Source organism: Candidatus Neomarinimicrobiota bacterium, assembly GCA_021157965.1.
GTDB lineage: Bacteria > Fidelibacterota > Fidelibacteria > Fidelibacterales > Fidelibacteraceae > Fidelibacter.
Map to the genome: position 1 here is coordinate 77,716 of JAGGVO010000059.1, position 19,728 is coordinate 97,443.

Genomic DNA, 19,728 nt, shown 5'->3' on the forward strand with positions numbered 1-19,728 from the left:
TTATAATTGTTTGTACGTCTCAGTGATTCGATCCCCCATGGTTTCCGTTGATACCGGGGTGTCATCTTTTCCGGCTATATCAGCGGTTCTGTGACCATCTGCAAGGACCATTTCCACGGCTTTTTCAATTTCATTTGCTGCTTTTTCCATATTGAGTGAATATTTCAGCATCATGGCTGCACTTAAAATCTGTGCAATAGGATTGGCAATTTTTTTTCCGGCGATATCCGGCGCCGATCCGCCACCCGGTTCATACATACCGAAACCGGACCCGGCAAAGCTGGCACTGGGAAGCATACCCAGGCTCCCCGTCAACATGGCTGCTTCATCAGACAGGATATCCCCAAACATATTTCCGCAAAGCAACACATCAAATTGCTGTGGTTTTTTTACCAGTTGCATGGCGGCATTGTCCACATACATGGGTTCATACGCCACATCCGGATAATCTGACGCCACTTCTTCAACAACCTGGCGCCAAAAGACCATAGTCGTCAGCACATTTGCCTTATCGACAGAAGTAACTTTTTTACGTCGCTTTCTGGCAATTTCAAAGGCGATCCGCGCAATTCGCCGGATTTCACATCGGCTGTAGACCATGGTATCAAAAGCTTTTTCTTCCTCACCGGTGCCGGTACGGCCTTTTGGCTGACCAAAATAGATGCCGCCGGTAAGTTCCCGGACGACCAGGATATCAAATCCCTCTTGTGCCACATCCTGCCGCAGGGAAGAGGTAAAAGCCAGTGCCGGAAAAAGTCTGGCAGGCCGGAGATTGGCAAAAAGTCCGAAGGCTTTTCGCAGACCTAAAAGTGAATGAACTTCCGCGCCCTGCCACTTAGGAGTGTTTTGTTCCCGGACCGGTCCGCCGACAGAACCGAAAAGAATCGCATCGGAATCCCGGCAGATTTTCAGTGTCTCTTCCGGAAGGTGACTGTGATATTGATCCCAGGCGGCACCACCCACCAATGCTTTTTGTGTCCGGAATGTCACATTTTCTTTTCTGCTGACAGCCTTAAGCACTTTCAAAGCCTCCGCCATCACTTCCGGCCCGATCCCGTCACCGGGTAAAACGGCAATATGATATGTTTTTGTCATGGCTTTACCTTTTGTGCTATGGTTTTCATCAGTCCGCCTGATTCAATAATTCGACGGGCAAAATCGGGGACCGGTGTAAATGTATAAGATTCCTGCTTCGATTCATTAAGGATTTTTCCGGTTTTCAGGTCGATGGAGAGATGGTCGCCTGTGCGGACTTTTTGGGTTGCTTCGGGACATTCAACGGCCAGAAATCCGTTATTGATGCAATTCCGGTAAAAAATCCGGGCAAAGGATCCGGCAATCACGGCCTGTACTCCGGCGCCTCTCAAGGCCCAAAGGGCGTGTTCACGGGAACTGCCGCAGCCAAAATCCTCTCCGGCTACAATAAAATCCCCTTCCGATACATTTTTAACAAATGTTTTGTCAATATCTTCCATTGCATGGGCTGCCAGTTCTTTTTCCCGATCCATATTCAGGTAACGGGCCGGGATAATTTCATCGGTATTGATGTGATTTCTGGGATAACAGTGTGCTTTTCCTTTCATGATCAATCCTGTCTATATGCATTGGGGTTCACGATTTTTCCGGCGATGGCAGAGGCGGCAACGGTTGCCGGACTGGCCAGGTAAACTTCCGATTCTGGACTTCCCATGCGGCCGACAAAATTCCGGTTTGTACTGCTGATGCATCGTTCACCGGCAGCCAGAATCCCCATGTGTCCGCCCAGGCAGGCACCGCATGTGGGTGCAGAAACCGTTGCTCCTGCCTCCATAAAAATATCCAGCAAGCCTTCCCGGTTTGCCTGTTTCCAAATATCCGAAGTGGCCGGAACCACGATCATCCGGACACCCTTAGCTACTTTTTTGCCATTCATTTCCACTGCTGCTTTCCGCAAGTCTTCAATACGCCCGTTTGTGCAGCTTCCCAGCCAGGCCTGATCAATGGGAATGTCACCGATCTGCGATACGGGCTTACCATTGGAGGGGAGGTGGGGGAGGGCCACCATGGGCTCCAGATCCGAAACGTCAATATCAATGATATCACTGTATTCTGCATCCGGATCGCTGGTATATACGTCAAAAATCTCATTTGAATGAGTCTGTACATAATCCAAAGTTTTTTCATCCGGATTGATAATACCTGATTTGGCACCGGCTTCAATGGCCATATTGCACAGGGTCATTCGGGATTCAACGGAAAAGTTCTCTACCACATTTCCGGTGAATTCCATGGTTTTGTACAGAGCGCCATCCACACCAATGCGCCGGATGATTTCAAGAATGACATCCTTGGCAAAAACTCCTTTCTGAAGGGTCCCGTGGATTCGGAAAAGGATAGTTTCGGGAACCTTGAACCAGAGTTCACCTGTTGCCAGAGCGGCGGCCAGATCCGTGCTGCCGATTCCCGTGGCAAAGGCACTTAACGCACCATGGGTGGATGTGTGACTGTCTCCGCAAATGATGGTTGTCCCGGGACGTACGTGTCCCTGTTCCGGCAACAGGGCATGGCATACTCCGTGCCGGCCGATCTCGTAGAATTTTTCTATCTTTTCTTCCCTGGCCCAGCGACGGATTTTTGCTACCATCTCGGCAGATTTTATATCTTTGTTCGGCACGAAGTGGTCCGGCATAATCACAACCCGGTCCGGATATGCCACATGGAGATTTCCATGGGCTTTTAAAAGGTCAATGGCCGGGGTGGTCGTTACATCATGGCACATGATAACGTCGATTTCTGCATTGATCAGTTCACCCGGACGGACGGTTTCACGACCGCAATGGGCCGCCAGTATTTTTTCGGTAATGGTTGATCCCACGGTATCCTCTCAATTGTTTTGAAGGGTTCTTTCTTTATAGTTCAGGGCTTTGTTGATCCCTTTGATGATGGCCTTGACACTGGCTTTGATCACATCCTCATCCAGTGCCCGGGCTATGTACATGTTATCTGACTCGTCAGAAAGTTTGATGGATACATCCGCCAGGGCATCGGTCCCACCGGTAATGGCTTTCAGGTTGTATTCCACCAGTTTCAGAGAGGGGTCGATGACATTCCAGATGGCGTTGCTCACGGCATCCACCGGACCGTCACCTGTCCCGGACGCTGTTTTCTGATCACCATATACCCGGAGTTTGACCGAGGCAGTGGGTGTCATGTTTGACCCGGTGAAGACGGCGAATTCTTCGATTTTCACATACTGTTCCTCTTCCGAAAGCTGGTTGGTTACGTCCCGGGCAATGGCGATTACATCGTCCCGTTCCACCATTTTTTGCTTATCCGCCAGGTCTTTTACTTTTTCCGTTATTTGCCGGATCTGATCATCCGAAAGCTGAAACCCTTCTTCAGACAGGAGGGCTGTTACGGCATGTTTGCCTGAATGTTTGCCGATCACCAGATTTTCACCGGTCCAGCCCACATCTTCCGCTTTCATGATTTCATAGGTTTCACGGTTTTGCAGCACACCATGCTGATGAATCCCGGCTTCATGGGCAAAAACATTGGCTCCCACAATGGGTTTATTCCGCTGGATTTCAAGTCCCGTCAGATTCGCCAGAAGCCGGCTGGTTTTGTAAATTTCCCGGGTATCCACGGCGATGTCTGCATTGAAATAATCCTGACGGGTTACCAGATTCATGATGATTTCTTCAAGGGATGCATTTCCGGCCCGTTCACCGATACCGTTGATGCAGCCTTCTACCTGGGTGGCTCCTGCCTCTACAGCTGCCAGGGAGTTTGCCACGGCATTTCCCAGATCGTTGTGGCAATGAACGCTGATGACCACATTGTTGGCTTCGGGGACATGATCAAAGAGATACCGGATGCGGCTCCCAAATTCCGGCGGTTCGGCATAACCCACCGTATCGGGGATATTGATGGTGGTTGCGCCGGCTTCAATGGCAGCCCGGACGACGTCGCACATGTAATCCAGACTGGTTCGTGCAGCATCTTCCGGCGAAAATTCCACATCGTTGCAATAACTTTTCGCCCGTTTGACGGCATTCCGGGTGATTTCGATGATTTCTTTCTTACTCTTTTTCAGCTTGTCTTCCCGGTGGACTTTTGATGTGGCGATAAAGGTGTGGATGCGGGGTTTTTCTGCATATTTCACCGCTTCCCAGCACCGGTCAATATCTGCATGATTTGCCCGGGCCAAACCGCATATTGACGGTCCCTTGATGTTTTGGGCCACCTGTTTTACGGCTTCAAAATCCCCTTCGGAGGCGATGGGAAAGCCGGCTTCAATCACATCTACTCCCAAACGGGCAAGCTGATTGGCAATAACCAGTTTTTCATTGACCGTGAGAGATGCTCCGGGACTCTGTTCGCCATCCCGGAGAGTTGTGTCGAAAAGAATAATACGTCGCTTGCTCATGATGTCTCCAAAGGTTTATGTTGACGTCGTTTCATTAAAAAGTAGGAAATACTGTCCGTAAGGGCCTGCCAGCTTGCTTCAATGATATTTTCCGATACGCCGACTGTGCTCCAGGTTTTCCCGTTGGTGGAGGATTCGATCAGAACCCGGACTTTTGCCGAGGTGCCAGCCCGGGCATTGATGACACGGACTTTGTAATCCGTGAGTTTCATCTCTTCAATTTCAGGATAGAATTTGATCAGGGCTTTCCTCAGGGCCTTATCCAGAGCGTTGACCGGTCCCACGCCTTCTGCTGCCGTGTGCTCTTCCCGTCCGCCCACAACAGCCCGGATCGTGGCTTCGGAACGAATTTCGTTGTTTTCGTCCTTTTCATTCAGGATTCGGAATCCCTGAAGGGTGAAAAAATTGGGATATTCCTGTTTCATCCGTTTGATTAAAAGCTCCAGAGAACTCTCTGCCGCTTCAAATTCATAGCCCTCGTGTTCCAGCTCCTTCAAACGTTTTACAATCTCGGGGATCCGCTCTTTGTCCAATGCCAGATCCAGTCCCAGTTCGGCACTTTTGAAAAGAATATTGCTTTTTCCTGCCAGGTCCGAAATAAGTACACGCCGCTTATTTCCCACCTGCTCAGGCCGGATATGTTCGTATGAATCGGGTCTCCGCATGACGGCACTCACATGAATACCTCCCTTATGGGCAAAGGCACTCTTGCCGGTATAAGGTGTTGTGTTATTCAGTATCAGGTTGGAGATTTCACTTACGTAATGGGAAAGAACCGTAAGTTTGGACATATTTTCATCGGGAATGCACCGGTATCCGGCTTTGAGCTGAAGATTGGGGATAATGCTGCACAAATTGGCATTGCCACAGCGTTCTCCGTATCCGTTGATGGTTCCCTGCACATGGACAGCCCCGTTCAGCACCGCCGTAATACTGTTAGCCACTGCAAGATCTGAATCATTATGGGCATGGATTCCCAGAGGAGATTTGACCACAGTCCCTACGAATTTTACAATCTCGGCGAGGTCATGAGTCAATGTTCCGCCGTTTGTATCGCATAAAACCAGCACATCGGCTCCGGCCGATTCCGCGGCTTTCAGGCAAGCCAGGGCATATTCGGCATTGTCTTTGTATCCGTCAAAAAAATGTTCGGCATCAAAAATGACTTCCCGGCCGTGTTGTTTCAGATAGGCCACGCTGTCGCGGATCATGTCAAGGTTCTGTTTCCGGCTTACGCGTAATGCCTGTTCGACATGGTAAATCCAGGTTTTCCCGAAAACGGATACAGCCGGGGTTTTGGCATCCAGCAGGGCTTTGATGTTGGGATCCTTTTCTACGGGATTCCGGGCATGTTTGGTGGAACCAAAGGCCACGATGCGGGCATGCCGGAACCGTTCTTCCCGGGCCTTCCGGAAAAATAGCATATCCTTGGGATTTGAACCGGGCCACCCGCCTTCAATATAGTGGATTCCGAATTCATCCAGTTTGTGGGCAATATGGAGTTTATCCTCTACGGAAAAGGAGATGTTTTCACTTTGAGACCCGTCCCGAAGGGTTGTGTCAAACAAGGTGACATTCATATCTATGCGTCCTTTTGTAACCAGGCCATCATTTTCCGGAGTTTTTTTCCGGTCTTTTCGATAAGCAGTTCGGCATGTTCCCGGCGTTTTTCCGTTAATATTTTCCGGCCTGTCTGGTTTTCACGGATCCATTCCCCGGCAAAGGTTCCATCCTGGACCTCTTTAAGGATTTCTTTCATTTTATTCTGAACCGTTGCGTCAATCAGGCGGGGGCCGCGGGTCATGCCGCCATATTCTGCCGTGTCACTCACGGAATAGTACATGCCGCTGATGCCGCCCTGATAAAAAAGGTCCACAATGAGTTTCATTTCATGCAGACATTCAAAATAGGCGATTTCAGGCTGATACCCGGCATCTACCAGGGTTTGAAAACCACTTTTAATCAGTTCTGTAATACCGCCGCAAAGGACGGCCTGTTCGCCAAAGAGGTCGGTTTCGGTTTCTTCTTTAAAGCTTGTTTCAATAATGCCCGCCCTTCCGGCACCGATGCCGCTTGCATGGGCCAGAGCCAGATCCCTGGCCTTTCCTGTGGCATCCCGGTAAATGGCGATCAGGGAAGGGACACCGGCGCCGGATTCATACTGTGAGCGAACCAGATGACCGGGACCCTTGGGGGCAACCATATACACATCTACATTTTCCGGAGGAATAATCTGATTGAAATGGATATTGAATCCGTGGGAAAAAACCAGTGCCTTGCCCCCCGTCATATTTTTTTCAATGGATTCGCTATAGACCTTTTTCTGAATTTCATCCGGCAGGAGAATTTGCACAATATCGGCTTCCGCACTGGCTTCTTCGGCCGTTTTGGGTTTGAATCCGTGTTTTTGGGCCAGTTTGTAGTTATCCGATCCCTCAACATCTGAAACAATCACTTTAAAACCGCTATCCCGAAGATTTTGCGCCTGGGCATGTCCCTGGCTCCCGTAGCCGATGACGGCCACAGTCTTTTCTTTCAACACCTGTGTATCAATATCCTGGTCGTAATACATTTTAATTGCCATTTTTTTCTCCTTTTTTTGATTTTTGATATTCTGACATGGCAAATTCGCCGCTCCGGACATACTCTTTGATGCCGAAGGGACGGACAAGCTCGATAAATCGGTCAATTTTCCGGGGATTGCCCGAGAGCTCAATGATGATATGATCCGTTTCAATATCAATTGCATGGGCGTTAAAGTGGCGTGCCAGCTCCAGGAGGTCTGTCCGGTATTTTTGCTGCACTCCCAGTTTTAAAATGATGTATTCCCGGACGATGTAGTTATCCTTATGGGATATATCCACAACCCGGATGGTGCCGATCAGTTTATTCAGCTGCTTTACAATTTGCTCAATGTGTTCGTCACTTTCCTGAACCACAATGATAACTTTGTAAATTTCAGGATCTTCGGTTGGTGCGGCGATAGCGCTTTCAATGTTATAACCCCGCTGGAAAAGGAGTCCGGATATACGGGCCAGCACCCCCGGATTATTCATGACTGTGATAATTATTGTGTGTTTTTCCACCATCATTCTTCTCCTGTCAGGATGTCCGTGAGGGGTTTGCCGGCTGAAACCATGGGATATACATTTTCCTCCCGGCTTACTATGAATTCCATAAGAACCGGACCCGGATGATGAAGGCCCTTTTTGAGTATGGGGACGACTTCTTCCGGTCGGGTGGCTTTCAGTCCTTTCACACTGTTGGCCTCAGCCACTTTCACAAAGTCCGGAATGTAATCGGGAGGACACTTTTCATCCAGTCCCCGGCATTCGGCGGGACAATCCGGTCCCCGTTTCAGGCATACCTGGGAATATCTTTTATTCCAGAAGAGATCCTGCCATTGACGGACCATCCCCAGATAAGCATTATTGATGACAATGATTTTCACCGGGAAACGGTTTATGGCGCAGGTGGCCAGCTCCTGAATGTTCATCTGAAGTCCGCCGTCTCCTGTAATGCAGATAACTTTTTTATCCGGATTTCCCAAAGCTGCTCCCATGGCTGCCGGAAGCCCGAACCCCATGGTTCCCAGTCCGCCTGAACTCAGAAAATGACGGGGTTTGCGATAATGGTGATACAGGGCGGTCCACATCTGATGCTGCCCCACATCCGTCACGACAATGGCATCGGGATCGATCACATCATTTAGTGCGTCTATTACATATTGAGGAGTCACAGGTCCCTGTTTCTTCTGTTGATATTGGGTGGGATATTTCTCCTTCCAATATTCCACCCGTTCGTTCCAGGCATCCTTCAGCCGGGGCTTTACCCATTTTATCAGTTCAGTCAGCACCTGGCCGGCATCGCCTACAATGGGCAAACAGGTTTTTACGTTTTTCCCGATTTCCGAGGCATCAATGTCGATATGGGCAATTGTTGCCTGTTGTGCAAAGGTATGCAGGGGGCCTGTAACCCGGTCGTCAAAGCGGACTCCCACGGCAATGAGCAGGTCACATTCGGTGAGAGCTTTATTGGCTGCAATGGTTCCGTGCATGCCGGGCATTCCCAGAAAACACGGATGATCATAAGGGATACTACCCAGTCCCATGAGTGTGACGACAATGGGAATTTGCGTTTTATCCAGCAGTCCGAGAAGTGTCTGCGTGGCACCGGAACTGATAATTCCTCCGCCGGTATAGAGAAGCGGCTTTTTTGCCCGATCAATAGCCCGGGCCAGTTTTTCAATCTGCATGGGATTGCCCCGGATAACGGGTTTGTATCCCGGCAGATTGATAGTTGCCGGGTATGTATAATTTTTAACTTTGGAATTCAGGACATTTACAGGCAGATCAATGGAAACAGGCCCCGGACGTCCTGAACGGGCGATGTAAAAGGCCTCTTTAATGATTTTGGCCAGATCATTCACATCTTTGACCAGGTAATTATGTTTACAGATGGATCGTGTTAAGCCCACCATATCCGTTTCCTGAAAAGCATCGGTTCCGATACTGTTGGTATGGACCTGTCCACTCAGAATGACAAGGGGAACGGAGTCCATTTTGGCTGTGGCAATGCCGGTGATGGTATTGGTTGCGCCGGGGCCGGAGGTGACCATGCACACACCCACTTTGCCGGTGGAGCGGGCATATCCGTCTGCCGCATGGACCGCTCCCTGTTCATGCCGGGTCAGAAGGAAACGTATTTCCGGTGTTGAATAGAGAACATCAAAAATGGGTATCATCACCCCTCCCGGATAGCCGAAGACGGTTTTCACCTTTTCTCTCTTCAGGGCGTCTATGACAATTTCAGCGCCTTTCATCATGACCTCGGGGTTTGAATGTTATCGGTTTCAAAACAGCTCCTTCACTGGCGGAACTGACCATTTGGGCATAGCGGGCCAGCGTACCGCTTTTTATTCTGGGTTCAGGGTGGTTCAGAGATTCTTTCCGGACTGCCAGTTCTTTTGGACTCAGCCGTACAGAGAGTTTACCGGCCGGAATATCGATATCAATGATATCTCCGTCTTTCAGAAGTCCGATAGGTCCTCCGGCTGCTGCTTCCGGAGCCACATGCCCGATGCAGGCTCCGCGGGTCCCGCCGGAAAAACGGCCGTCCGTAATGAGAGCCACTTTTTCTCCCAGTCCGCGCCCCATGATCAGAGAGGTGGGAGAGAGCATTTCCTGCATCCCGGGACCACCTTTAGGTCCTTCATAGCGAATAACCACCACATCGCCGGCCTGTACCTTTCCTTCTGATATACCCAGGGATGCTTCTTCCTGACTGTCGAAAATCACCGCTTTTCCTGTAAATGTGAGCATGGATTCCGCCACACCGGCAAATTTGACCACACTGCCTTCCGGTGCCAGATTCCCCCGGAGAATTGCCAATCCGCCGGTGGGACTGTAGGCATCCTTTAAAGGATGAATGACGGCCGAATCCCGGATTATGGCATTTTGGACATTTTCCTCAAGGGTTTTTCCCGTGACGGTGAGGCAGTTTCCTGTCAACATTCCGGGGGATTTCAACAATTCATTCAGGATGGCGGAAATCCCGCCGGCACGATCCACATCTTCAATGTGATATGAACTGGAGGGAGATACCTTGCAGAGGGTGGGAACCTTTTTAGAAATGATGTCCATATTCTCAAGGGTATAAGGGACTTCGGCTTCGGCGGCAACTGCTAGGGTATGAAGAACTGTATTTGTGGAGCCCCCCATGGCCATATCCAGGGCGATGGCATTGTTGAGTGAATCCTTGTTGACAATATCCCGCGGTTTAAGGTCTTTTCTGACCAGATCAACGATTTTTTCTCCGGCCTGCCGGTACAGCTCTTTTCGCCGGGGATCTTCCGCCAGGATAGTCCCGTTTCCCGGCAATGCCAGCCCCAGCGCCTCACACAGACAGTTCATGGAATTTGCCGTAAACATGCCGGAACAGCTTCCCCAGCCGGGACAGGCACTGGCTTCAATTTCTTCCAGGTCTTCAGAAGAGATTTGCCCGGCTTTACAGGCACCGATCCCTTCAAAGACTGAAATAAGATCTACAGTCTTGTTTTTTCGTGTTTTACCGGCTTTCATGGGACCGCCGGAGACAAAAATGACGGGAATATTCACCCGCATTGCGGCCATGAGCATACCGGGAATAATTTTATCGCAATTGGGAATGCATACGAGTCCGTCGAATGCGTGAGCTTGGAGCATGCTTTCCATGGAATCGGCAATCAGTTCGCGGCTGGGCAGACTATAGCGCATCCCCATGTGTCCCATGGCGATTCCGTCACAAATAGCAATGGTGTTGAATTCAAAAGGGAGTCCGCCGCCGGCATATACGGCATCTTTAACAATTTTCCCCGCTTCCTGCAGCTTGACATGTCCCGGCACAATATCCGTATATGAGTTTGCTACGGCGATAAAAGGACGGTTGAAATCTTCACGCCGTTTGCCGGCAGCCCGTAACAATGCCCTGTGAGGCGCCCGGTCTATCCCTTTTTTAATTTCATCACTTCGCATGTTCAAAATCCTTTCTCAAAAAAAAACCCCTTCTTTCGGAAGGGGTTACTGTGAATTATGTGGAAAAAATAATTTACGTCACCCCTTCTCTCCCGGAATTAGGATAATGGTTACAGGCAGAATGTGAAGAAGGAGCTGTTTCATTTTTATTTTGCAATGTCCTTTTTTTTGATTGATTGATTTTAAAGAGATAGAATAAATATGTCAATTCTTTTTTTACAAAATAATGAAATGAGTCCACAGAGTCCGTTTTGGGGATAAAATTTCAAAAAAATTGAACAAATGCTTGTAATATTTTGTTTAAAAATGTATAATTATTCGTAAAGAATGAAAAAATATGCAGGTAAAACGATGAAAAAAGATGAAAGACATGAAGTGATCCGGCAACTACTCCAGTCCCACAAGATCAATCATCAGGATCAATTGTTGACTCTTTTGAAGAAAATGGGGATTCAGATCACCCAGGCAACTTTATCCCGGGATTTAAATGCTTTGCGTGTGGGAAAAGTGGCGGATCCCAGGTATGGTCATGTTTATACCCTGCCTGATCAATTTGGAGGGAACGAGGATTCTGTCTTTGCTCAGGATTTTCCGGTGGACAGTGTCCGTTTCCTGCGATTTTCAGGGAATCTGGGTGTGATGAAGACTCAACCGTCCTTTGCGCCGACTGTTGGACTTTTCCTGGACAAGCTGGAGTTAAAAGAAGTGACAGGTACCGTAGCCGGGGATGATACTGTCTTGATTATCCTGGAGGAATCGGCGACCCGGGAGGAATTTGTCACATCCCTGCTGGACAGGATCCCCCAGCTTCAGGACCGGCTGATGGGACGTGTATCATTTGATGTAGAATAACAAAATGAGAAAGGATTACAGGCGTACGAAATGGATATGAAAAAAAAGATTATTCTCGCATACAGTGGCGGTTTGGATACCTCAGTCATCTTAAAATGGCTGACTCAGAAGGGTTTTGATGTAATTGCCTATGTAGCCGATGTAGGACAAAAAGATGATTTTGAAAAGGTCCGCGAAAAAGCATTGAAGACAGGTGCATCAAAAGTCTATGTTGAAGATCTCCGGGAAGAGCTGGTCACCGATTATATTTTTCCCGCCCTGCGGGGAAATGCTTTGTATGAAGGGCGTTACTTTTTAGGGACAGCACTGGCCCGGCCGTTGATTGCCAAACGGCAGGTTCAGATTGCGGAAAAGGAGGGGACCAACCTGTTGGCTCACGGCGCGACGGGAAAAGGCAATGATCAGGTCCGCTTTGAATTCGCTTTTTATGCTCTCCATCCCGATGTTGTGGTGATATCCCCCTGGAAAGATCCTGAGTTTCTTTCAGAATTCAAAGGGCGGACCGATATGCTGAAATATGCGGAGAAATATGGTATTCCTGTAACGGCTTCCAAATCCAAGCCCTACAGCGAAGATGAAAACATCATGCATATCAGTCATGAAGCAGGCATTCTGGAGGATCCGGACAGGACAGCTCCCGAAGAGATGTTTACTTTGTCAGTTTCTCCCACCAAAGCACCTGATCAGGAAACAATCATTGAGATTGAATTCAAGGATGGATTTCCCGTGTCGGTAGTGAATCTGAATGACGGAACTCGGAAGGAAAAGCCGCTGGAACTCTTCCTGTATCTGAATGAACTGGCCGGGAAAAATGGGATTGGCCGGGTGGATATGGTAGAAAACCGTTTCATCGGGATAAAATCCAGAGGGGTTTATGAAACACCGGGCGCCACCATTCTCTGGGCTGCCCACCGGGATCTGGAAGGCATTGCCATGGATAAAGAGGTGATGTATCTCAGGGATATGATGATCCCGAAGTTTTCCGAACTTATCTATAACGGGTTCTGGTTCTCTCCGGAAATGGATTTTATTATGGCGGCCATCGAAAAATCCCAGGAGAAAATCGACGGGACAGTCCGGCTGTCCCTCTATAAAGGAAACGTACAACCCATCGGCAGAAAATCCCCTACATCCCTCTACAATGAAGACCTTTCCAGTATGGATATCGAAGGGGGATTCAATGCGAAGGATTCCCGGGGTTTTATCAATATCAATGCCATCCGCCTGAAAGCTCATAATTTGCTTTTGAAAAATCATGATCCTTATAAATGGAGGAAGAGAAGACAATGAAACTCTGGCAAAAGGGGTACACCCTGAACAGCCGGATCGAAGCCTTTACCGTCGGTGAGGATTATCTTATCGATCAGAAACTGGTGGATTATGATTGCCAGGCTTCCAAAGCCCATGCGTCCATGCTGTGTAAAATCGGCATCCTCACAGACGATGAACTGGAAGAAATCCTTAATGAATTGGACCGGATCATTGAACTGAATCATAACGGACGGTTTCCGGTGACGCTCAAGGATGAGGACTGCCATACGGCGATTGAAAATCGTTTGACGGAATCCTTGGGAGAGACGGGTAAAAAGATACATACCGGCCGGTCCAGAAATGATCAGGTGCTGGTGGCACTCCGGCTTTATTACAAGGACAGACTGATGCACCTGAAAGATGAATTAAAGTTCCTGAAAAAGGCCGTGGATAAACTGATTGAATCCTCCGGTACCGTTCCCATCCCCGGTTATACCCATACCCGGAAAGCCATGCCATCCAGTGTGGGACTCTGGGCCGGAGCGCTGAGTGAAGCTCTGGAGGATGACCTTGTTCAGCTGAAAAGTGTTTATACCCTGGTGGATCAATCACCTTTGGGATCGGGAGCCGGATACGGTGTACCCCTGAATTTGGACCGGAATATGGTGGCGGAAGAACTGGGTTTTGCAAAAGTTCAAAATAATCCTGTCTACGTCCAGTCCAGCCGGGGAAAATTTGAAGCTGCACTCCTTCATCTGGCCGGTTTTATCCTCTTTGATGCCAATAAAACCGCCACAGATCTTATCCTCTTCACCCTGCCGGATTTTGGTTTCTTTGAACTCCCTGATGCGTTTCTCACCGGAAGTTCCATTATGCCGCAGAAGAAGAACCCCGATGTATTGGAATTGGTCAGGGCAAATTATCATGTGGTGCTGGGCTATGAAATGCAGGTTAAATCCCTTATCGGAAACCTCATTTCCGGTTATCACCGGGATTTTCAACTCCTGAAAGAACCGGTAATAAAATCCCTGGAAATCCTCCTGGAAACTGTCAGTATCCTGACCCTGGTCTTTGAAAATCTGACAGTGAATGAAGAAAAATGCCGAAAAGCCATGACCGGCGAACTCTATGCCACTGAAAAAGTCTATGACCTGGTGAAGAAGGGGATGAGTTTTCGGGAAGCGTATAGAAGGGTTATGGTGAATTATGAATGATGAATGATGAATGATGAATTGGGTTGCGTGGGTTAATGGATGTTCCCATCCCTCGACACTCGTCACTCGCTACTCGCTACTCGTCCATGATCTGTCGACTACCGACTGTCGACTGTCAACTGTCGACTCAACCTCAACCTCAACCTCAACCTTAACCTTAACCTTAACCTCAACCTTAACCTCAACCTTAACCTCAAAACAGGATGATACAATGAAACAAAAACTTATGAACGCATTGATCAACGAAAGATCAAAACACCCGGAACGCTTAAATGCCACACCGGAAAGAATTTTTGAAGTTCTGGAAAATGTTTTGAAGGAAAACGTGAATGTTTATTCAAAAAATATCCGGAACATTCTGGGGACATTCCCAAGCAGAGGGGAAGTAACAGAGGACCTGGCTGAAAAAATATGCAGCTATCTGGTGTCCGCTAAATTGTCCCCGGAGGTGTTACAGGCCATATCCGACCAGCTTATGGCATCAGAAATATCCACAAATGAAGCTATAGAGCTTCACGAAGCCTATAAGATTCCCGTATCCACCCTGGAAAAAGATTTGGTGCCTGTCTCCGGTAAGGGGTGCTGGTTAATGGATACCAAAGGGAAAACTTACCTGGATATGGACAGCAATTACAGCGCCACCAATCTGGGAATGGCAAATGAAGAGATAGCCAAAGGACTTTATAACCAGGCATCCCAGCTCATCTCCATGAAGGAAGATCGGGTTCAGATTGCCCGGACCCGCTTTTTAAAATCCATCATGCCCATGATGCCGAAGGGATTGAATTATTTTTATTTTCAGAATTCAGGTGGAGAAGCGGTAGACAAGGCTCTGAAGATTGCCAAGGCCTATACCGGTTCACGGCATGTCATTGCTTTTAAAAACGGCTTTCACGGCCGGACGCATGGAGCGGTTTCCATTACCTGGAACGAAAAATACCGGAAACCTTTTGGGCTGGACCATGAGGACTGGGTTCACTTTGCTGAATTCAATAATGTGGAGAGTGTCCGTACGCTCATGGAAAAAAAGAACGCTAAAATCATCATTCTTGAAATGGTCCAGGGAGAAGAGGCCGGGAATCTGGCAGCCACACAGTCTTTTATTGATGAATTATTTGAATTGGCCGGAGAAAAAGGGGCCATTGTCATTGCAGATGAGGTCCAAACAGGTTTCGGAAGAACGGCCGTAAAACAAAACGACTGGTTTGCCTGTATGGGATACAACGTAATTCCCGATATCATGACTATCGGTAAATCTTTTGGCGGCGGGTATCCTGTAACGGCCGTTGTTACGCGGAAAGAGATATCCCAGGCGATGAAAGGGGGATACGACGGGTCTACCTTTGGAGGGAATCCCATGGCCATGACAGCCGCCCTGATTGCCACACGACAAATGCGGGAACTGAATGTCACAGGCAATGTCGTTGAACGGAGTCGGCAGTTTGAGAAGGGACTGAAACAACTTGCAGAAAAATACGGACTTCCGGACGAAATCCGGATTCGGGGACTCATGATTGCCTTTTCTTTAGGATCTTCTGAGCGGGTTCATGCCGTACAGGAAGCCTTGAAGAATCATGGTGTCATGTCCAGCCTGTCAACTGATCAGTTCTTGCGAATTCTGCCTCCCACCATCATTTCTGAAAAGGAGGTGGCATACTTTCTTGAAGCACTGGAAAAAAGCATAAATGACACGATGTAATAATATGACAGCTTTCAAACCCATAAAACTTCCCAATTGGAAGCGCTGTGTGATTAAAATCGGGAGTGCCATCATTGACCCGGACGGGAAAGGTTGTGCCACAAAATACCTTTTATCCATAGCCAATTTTATCAACCAGAGTATTCAGGACGGGAAAGAGGTTATTGTGGTCTCCTCGGGAGCGGTTGTGGCAGGATGGAGCACCCAGCCACAGTATCCACGGAATACTCCCCTCTCCATACCCCGGAAACAGGCCTTTTCAGCTATCGGTCAGCCTATGGTGTTCTTTTTATGGAAACAGCTCTTTGATTATCCCTGTGCCCAGTTGCTGATCACCCAGGATGACCTGTTGAATCGCCGACGGTTTATCAATGTAAAAAATACCCTTCTGGAACTTCTTCGTTTGAAGACACTGCCTATTGTCAATGAAAACGATACGGTCATGGTACAGCAACTGAAGGTGGGGGATAATGATAATCTTTCAGCCCATGTGGCCGATCTGGTAGAGGCGGATATTCTCTTTATCTGCTCGGATATTGACGGCCTGTATACAGGGAATCCATACACGGAGAAAACCGTAAACCTGGTTCCTGAAATCCGGAAAATTGATGAATCGGTTTACCGGATGGCCGGTGAGTCCAACAATCCCATGGCTGTGGGGGGGATGCGGACCAAGATTCAGGCAGCAGAAAAAGCCACATCCCGGGGCATTGATGTAGTCATTCTCCATGGAAAAAAGGCGGAGAATTTTGATTTGATGGTTAGGGGAAAAGTCGTGGGGACCCTCTTTCACCGGACCATGAGTCCCCGTGCGGCAAAAAAGCACTGGATTCTCCATGCCATGCCCTCCAGTGGTGAAATTATCGTGGATGAAGGAGCGGCAAAAGCCCTTCTTCACCGGTCTGCTTCCCTGCTCCCATCGGGTGTGGTACAAATCCACGGTAAATTCGATCATGGCGATGCAGTCAAAATCTACCGGGAGAGCATATCGAAGGCAAATCTGATAGCGAAGGGACTCACACAATATAATTCGGAAGACATGCGAAAACTGATTGGTCGTCAAAGTCATGAAATTCAGGATGTTCTGGGTTATTTTGTCAGCAGTTCAATTGTCCATCGGGATGATATGGTCATTGTGAGCACTGTAAAAAAAGAGGATTTGATATGAGTGAACAGGATAAAATCATCACCCTTGCAACAAAAGCAAAGGCTGCATCCCGATATAGTGCCCGACTGAGCAGTCAGGAAAAGGATGCTCTTTTACACCGCATGTCCGGGTTTCTGATGGAGCAGAGCGAAAGGATTCAGGCGGAAAATCAAAAAGATGTGGAAAAAGCCCGTGAAAAGGGATTATCGAAAGCTCTGACAGATCGCCTGATTTTGAATGAAGCGCGGATAAAAGGGATGGCGGAAGCCCTTAAAGAAATTGCTCAATTGACCGATCCGGTCGGGGAAATGGATCATATCAGAGTCCGTCCCAATGGCATCCGGGTGGGACGGATGGCAATTCCCCTGGGAGTGATTCTTATGATTTACGAAGCCCGTCCCAACGTAACATCGGACGCGGCGGGGCTCTGTTTGAAAGCGGGCAATGCAGTGATTCTCCGGGGAGGATCGGAAGCATTTTATTCCAACACAGCTATCGTGTCCGTTCTACATCAGGCGTTAAGGGAATCCGACCTTCCGGAAGATATCATTACTTTTGTCCCCACGACAGACCGAAAGGATATTCAAACCCTTCTGACTCTGAATGAGACCATCGATCTGGTTATTCCCCGGGGGGGTGAGGGACTCATCCGTTTTGTGGATGAAAACAGTCGAATACCGGTGATAAAGCATTATAAGGGCGTCTGTCATCTGTATGTGGATCAGGCTGCGGATCTGGATGTGGCCATGGAACTTTTAGTGAACGGTAAAACATCCCGTCCGGGAGTATGCAATGCCCTTGAAACATTGCTCATCCATGAGAACGTCGCCGAAGCATTTTTATCCCGGATTGAAAAAGAACCCCGTCTGAAAGACGTAGCATTTAAAGGATGTCCTTTGACGCGGCAATATTTTTTCCGGGCAGAGTCTGCCACAGAAGACGATTATTTTGCGGAATATCTGGATATGAAAATTGCCGTAAAATGTGTCTCTTCTCCGGAAGATGCTATTGACCATATCGAGAAATACGGTTCAAACCATACAGAGGTCATTGCAACACAGGATATTGCAACTGCACAGCAGTTTATCCGCGAGGTTAATTCCTCTGTAGTGATGGTCAATGCATCCTCCCGTTTTTCCGACGGAGGGCAGTTAGGGCTCGGTGCTGAAATCGGCATATCCACTACCAAACTCCACGCCTATGGTCCCATGGGCCTGGAATCCCTCACCACGAAAAAATTTGTGGTCATGGGAGATGGACAGGTGAGAGAATGAGGATGTGAGGGTACAAAAGCACGAGGGAGAGATGGAGAGACGTGATTTGATAGAGCCGGTCTGGAAAAACTTGAGAGTGACTAATTTCACCCGATTGTGATTTGATACCAAAACGGACCGGCAAACAATAACAGAGGTCAAAATGGATTTATTACTTTAATTATGATAATGATAAGGAATACAAAAGATTATAACAGAGTGTTCCTGGCGATATGACACCCAAAAATTTCCAGAAAATAGTTCCTGTCGCTCACAAGTAATTTTATTTTTTTACTTTATTTTTGTAGGTATTTCAAAAATTCTTACATTTAACAATCAATTAAATTTTGTAAATGGCACCACAACAAGATTTATAAAGGAGACAGCCCCATAAAATTCCTCAACAAAACCACCCTCTTTTTAATCTTCACATTCGGCATCAGTGTTGCCCTGGCCGGTGGATTTGTCCTCTTCGGCGGGGAATACGGCGGCATCAGCGGCACGATCATGGCTACAGTCTATATGTTCATCCCCATGCTGAGTGTGCTGATCGTGGAAAAACTTGTCCACAAAGAAGCCATTAAATCACGCCTTCTTATATCGTTTAAACTGAACCGCTGGTTTGTCGTGGCCTGGCTGATCACACCCCTTATCGGCTTTGGGACCTTCGGCATCAGCCTGCTGTTTCCCGATGTTTCCTTCAGTCCCGATATGGCCGGGATGATGAAACGCTTCGAAACCATGATGACACCGGAACAACTGGAATATATCAGACAATCCATTGAGACCTATCCGCTCCATCCCTTCTGGATATCGATTCTGCAAGGACTCCTAGCCGGAATTATCATTAATGCCGTGATAGCTTTTGGTGAAGAACTGGGATGGCGAGGATTCCTCCTGAATCAATTCAAGGAGATATTCTTCCTGAAAGCATCGCTGACGATTGGCTTTATCTGGGGGATCTGGCATACCCCCATTATCCTGAGGGGACACAATTATCCCCGGCATCCTCAACCGGGTGTGCTCATGATGATAATCTGGTGCATTTTGCTGACACCTCTCTTTCTTTATGTGACGATTAAATCAGGCTCGGTTATCGCTGCGGCTGTCATGCACGGCACCCTCAACGGCACCGCCGGCATTGCCATCATGATGATTGATGGAGGCAATGACCTCACGGTGGGTATGACGGGACTCGCCGGTTTCCTCTCCCTGGCGGTTTTCCTGGCCGGACTTTTTGTGTATGATTCCTTTATCAGCAAAGAAAAGGTGATGAGACAACCCATAAGCAATAATCTGATGTAATATGAAAAACTCCAATGAACATTCTCTTCCCATTTCCATTCTGCTACATCTTTTACCCGGATTTCTGACTGGCGCTGTATACTATAC

General features: G+C 48.2%; 16 protein-coding genes. 7 read left to right on the plus strand and 9 right to left on the minus strand.

Going from position 1 to position 19,728, the window contains the following annotated elements:
* Genes leuB through ilvD form a run of 9 tightly spaced genes read right to left on the minus strand, consistent with a single transcriptional unit; the run spans position 1 to position 10,920 of the window.
* On the minus strand, positions 1–1,095 hold the full coding sequence (gene leuB / locus J7K63_09795; protein MCD6235311.1) for a 3-isopropylmalate dehydrogenase: 1,095 nt from the start codon (positions 1,093–1,095) through the stop codon (positions 1–3).
* Entirely contained in the window at positions 1,092–1,583 is a 492-nt protein-coding gene (locus J7K63_09800; GenBank protein ID MCD6235312.1) for a 3-isopropylmalate dehydratase small subunit, read from the minus strand. The genes leuB and J7K63_09800 overlap by 4 nt, the downstream gene beginning before the upstream one ends.
* Positions 1,584–1,585: 2 nt before the next feature.
* A complete protein-coding gene (locus J7K63_09805; protein MCD6235313.1) occupies positions 1,586–2,854 on the minus strand; it encodes a 3-isopropylmalate dehydratase large subunit in 1,269 nt (422 codons plus the stop codon).
* A gap of 9 nt (positions 2,855–2,863) precedes the next feature.
* On the minus strand, positions 2,864–4,408 hold the full coding sequence (locus J7K63_09810; GenBank protein MCD6235314.1) for a 2-isopropylmalate synthase: 1,545 nt from the start codon (positions 4,406–4,408) through the stop codon (positions 2,864–2,866).
* Entirely contained in the window at positions 4,405–5,988 is a 1,584-nt protein-coding gene (locus tag J7K63_09815) for a citramalate synthase (GenBank protein ID MCD6235315.1), read from the minus strand. Before J7K63_09815 ends, J7K63_09810 begins: the two co-directional genes overlap by 4 nt.
* Positions 5,989–5,990: 2 nt before the next feature.
* A complete protein-coding gene (ilvC, locus tag J7K63_09820; protein MCD6235316.1) occupies positions 5,991–6,986 on the minus strand; it encodes a ketol-acid reductoisomerase in 996 nt (331 codons plus the stop codon).
* A complete protein-coding gene (ilvN, locus tag J7K63_09825; GenBank protein ID MCD6235317.1) occupies positions 6,982–7,497 on the minus strand; it encodes an acetolactate synthase small subunit in 516 nt (171 codons plus the stop codon). The genes ilvC and ilvN overlap by 5 nt, the downstream gene beginning before the upstream one ends.
* Positions 7,497–9,233, minus strand: a complete 1,737-nt coding sequence (ilvB, locus tag J7K63_09830; GenBank protein ID MCD6235318.1) for a biosynthetic-type acetolactate synthase large subunit — start codon at positions 9,231–9,233, stop codon at positions 7,497–7,499. The genes ilvN and ilvB overlap by 1 nt, the downstream gene beginning before the upstream one ends.
* Positions 9,217–10,920: a dihydroxy-acid dehydratase gene (gene ilvD / locus J7K63_09835; protein MCD6235319.1), complete on the minus strand. Its 1,704-nt coding sequence runs from the start codon at positions 10,918–10,920 to the stop codon at positions 9,217–9,219. The genes ilvB and ilvD overlap by 17 nt, the downstream gene beginning before the upstream one ends.
* A gap of 351 nt (positions 10,921–11,271) precedes the next feature.
* Between ilvD and J7K63_09840 the strand changes: the two genes are divergently transcribed.
* The 7 genes from J7K63_09840 (at position 11,272) to J7K63_09870 (ending at position 19,641) form a co-directional block, all read left to right on the plus strand.
* On the plus strand, positions 11,272–11,772 hold the full coding sequence (locus J7K63_09840) for an ArgR family transcriptional regulator (protein MCD6235320.1): 501 nt from the start codon (positions 11,272–11,274) through the stop codon (positions 11,770–11,772).
* A gap of 36 nt (positions 11,773–11,808) precedes the next feature.
* On the plus strand, positions 11,809–13,062 hold the full coding sequence (locus tag J7K63_09845) for an argininosuccinate synthase (protein ID MCD6235321.1): 1,254 nt from the start codon (positions 11,809–11,811) through the stop codon (positions 13,060–13,062).
* Positions 13,041–14,237: an argininosuccinate lyase gene (gene argH, locus J7K63_09850; GenBank protein ID MCD6235322.1), complete on the plus strand. Its 1,197-nt coding sequence runs from the start codon at positions 13,041–13,043 to the stop codon at positions 14,235–14,237. The genes J7K63_09845 and argH overlap by 22 nt, the downstream gene beginning before the upstream one ends.
* A 211-nt stretch (positions 14,238–14,448) precedes the next feature.
* Positions 14,449–15,936 carry an aspartate aminotransferase family protein gene (locus tag J7K63_09855; protein ID MCD6235323.1) on the plus strand — a complete coding sequence of 496 codons (1,488 nt, stop codon included), beginning with the start codon at positions 14,449–14,451 and terminating at the stop codon, positions 15,934–15,936.
* Between the two features lie 22 nt (positions 15,937–15,958).
* Entirely contained in the window at positions 15,959–17,104 is a 1,146-nt protein-coding gene (gene proB, locus J7K63_09860; GenBank protein ID MCD6235324.1) for a glutamate 5-kinase, read from the plus strand.
* The gene (locus tag J7K63_09865; protein MCD6235325.1) at positions 17,101–18,357 is read left to right on the plus strand and encodes a glutamate-5-semialdehyde dehydrogenase; all 1,257 of its coding nucleotides are present in this window, start codon (positions 17,101–17,103) and stop codon (positions 18,355–18,357) included. The genes proB and J7K63_09865 overlap by 4 nt, the downstream gene beginning before the upstream one ends.
* Before the next feature lie 486 nt (positions 18,358–18,843).
* Positions 18,844–19,641, plus strand: a complete 798-nt coding sequence (locus tag J7K63_09870; protein ID MCD6235326.1) for a CPBP family intramembrane metalloprotease — start codon at positions 18,844–18,846, stop codon at positions 19,639–19,641.
* Positions 19,642–19,728: the final 87 nt, after the last annotated feature.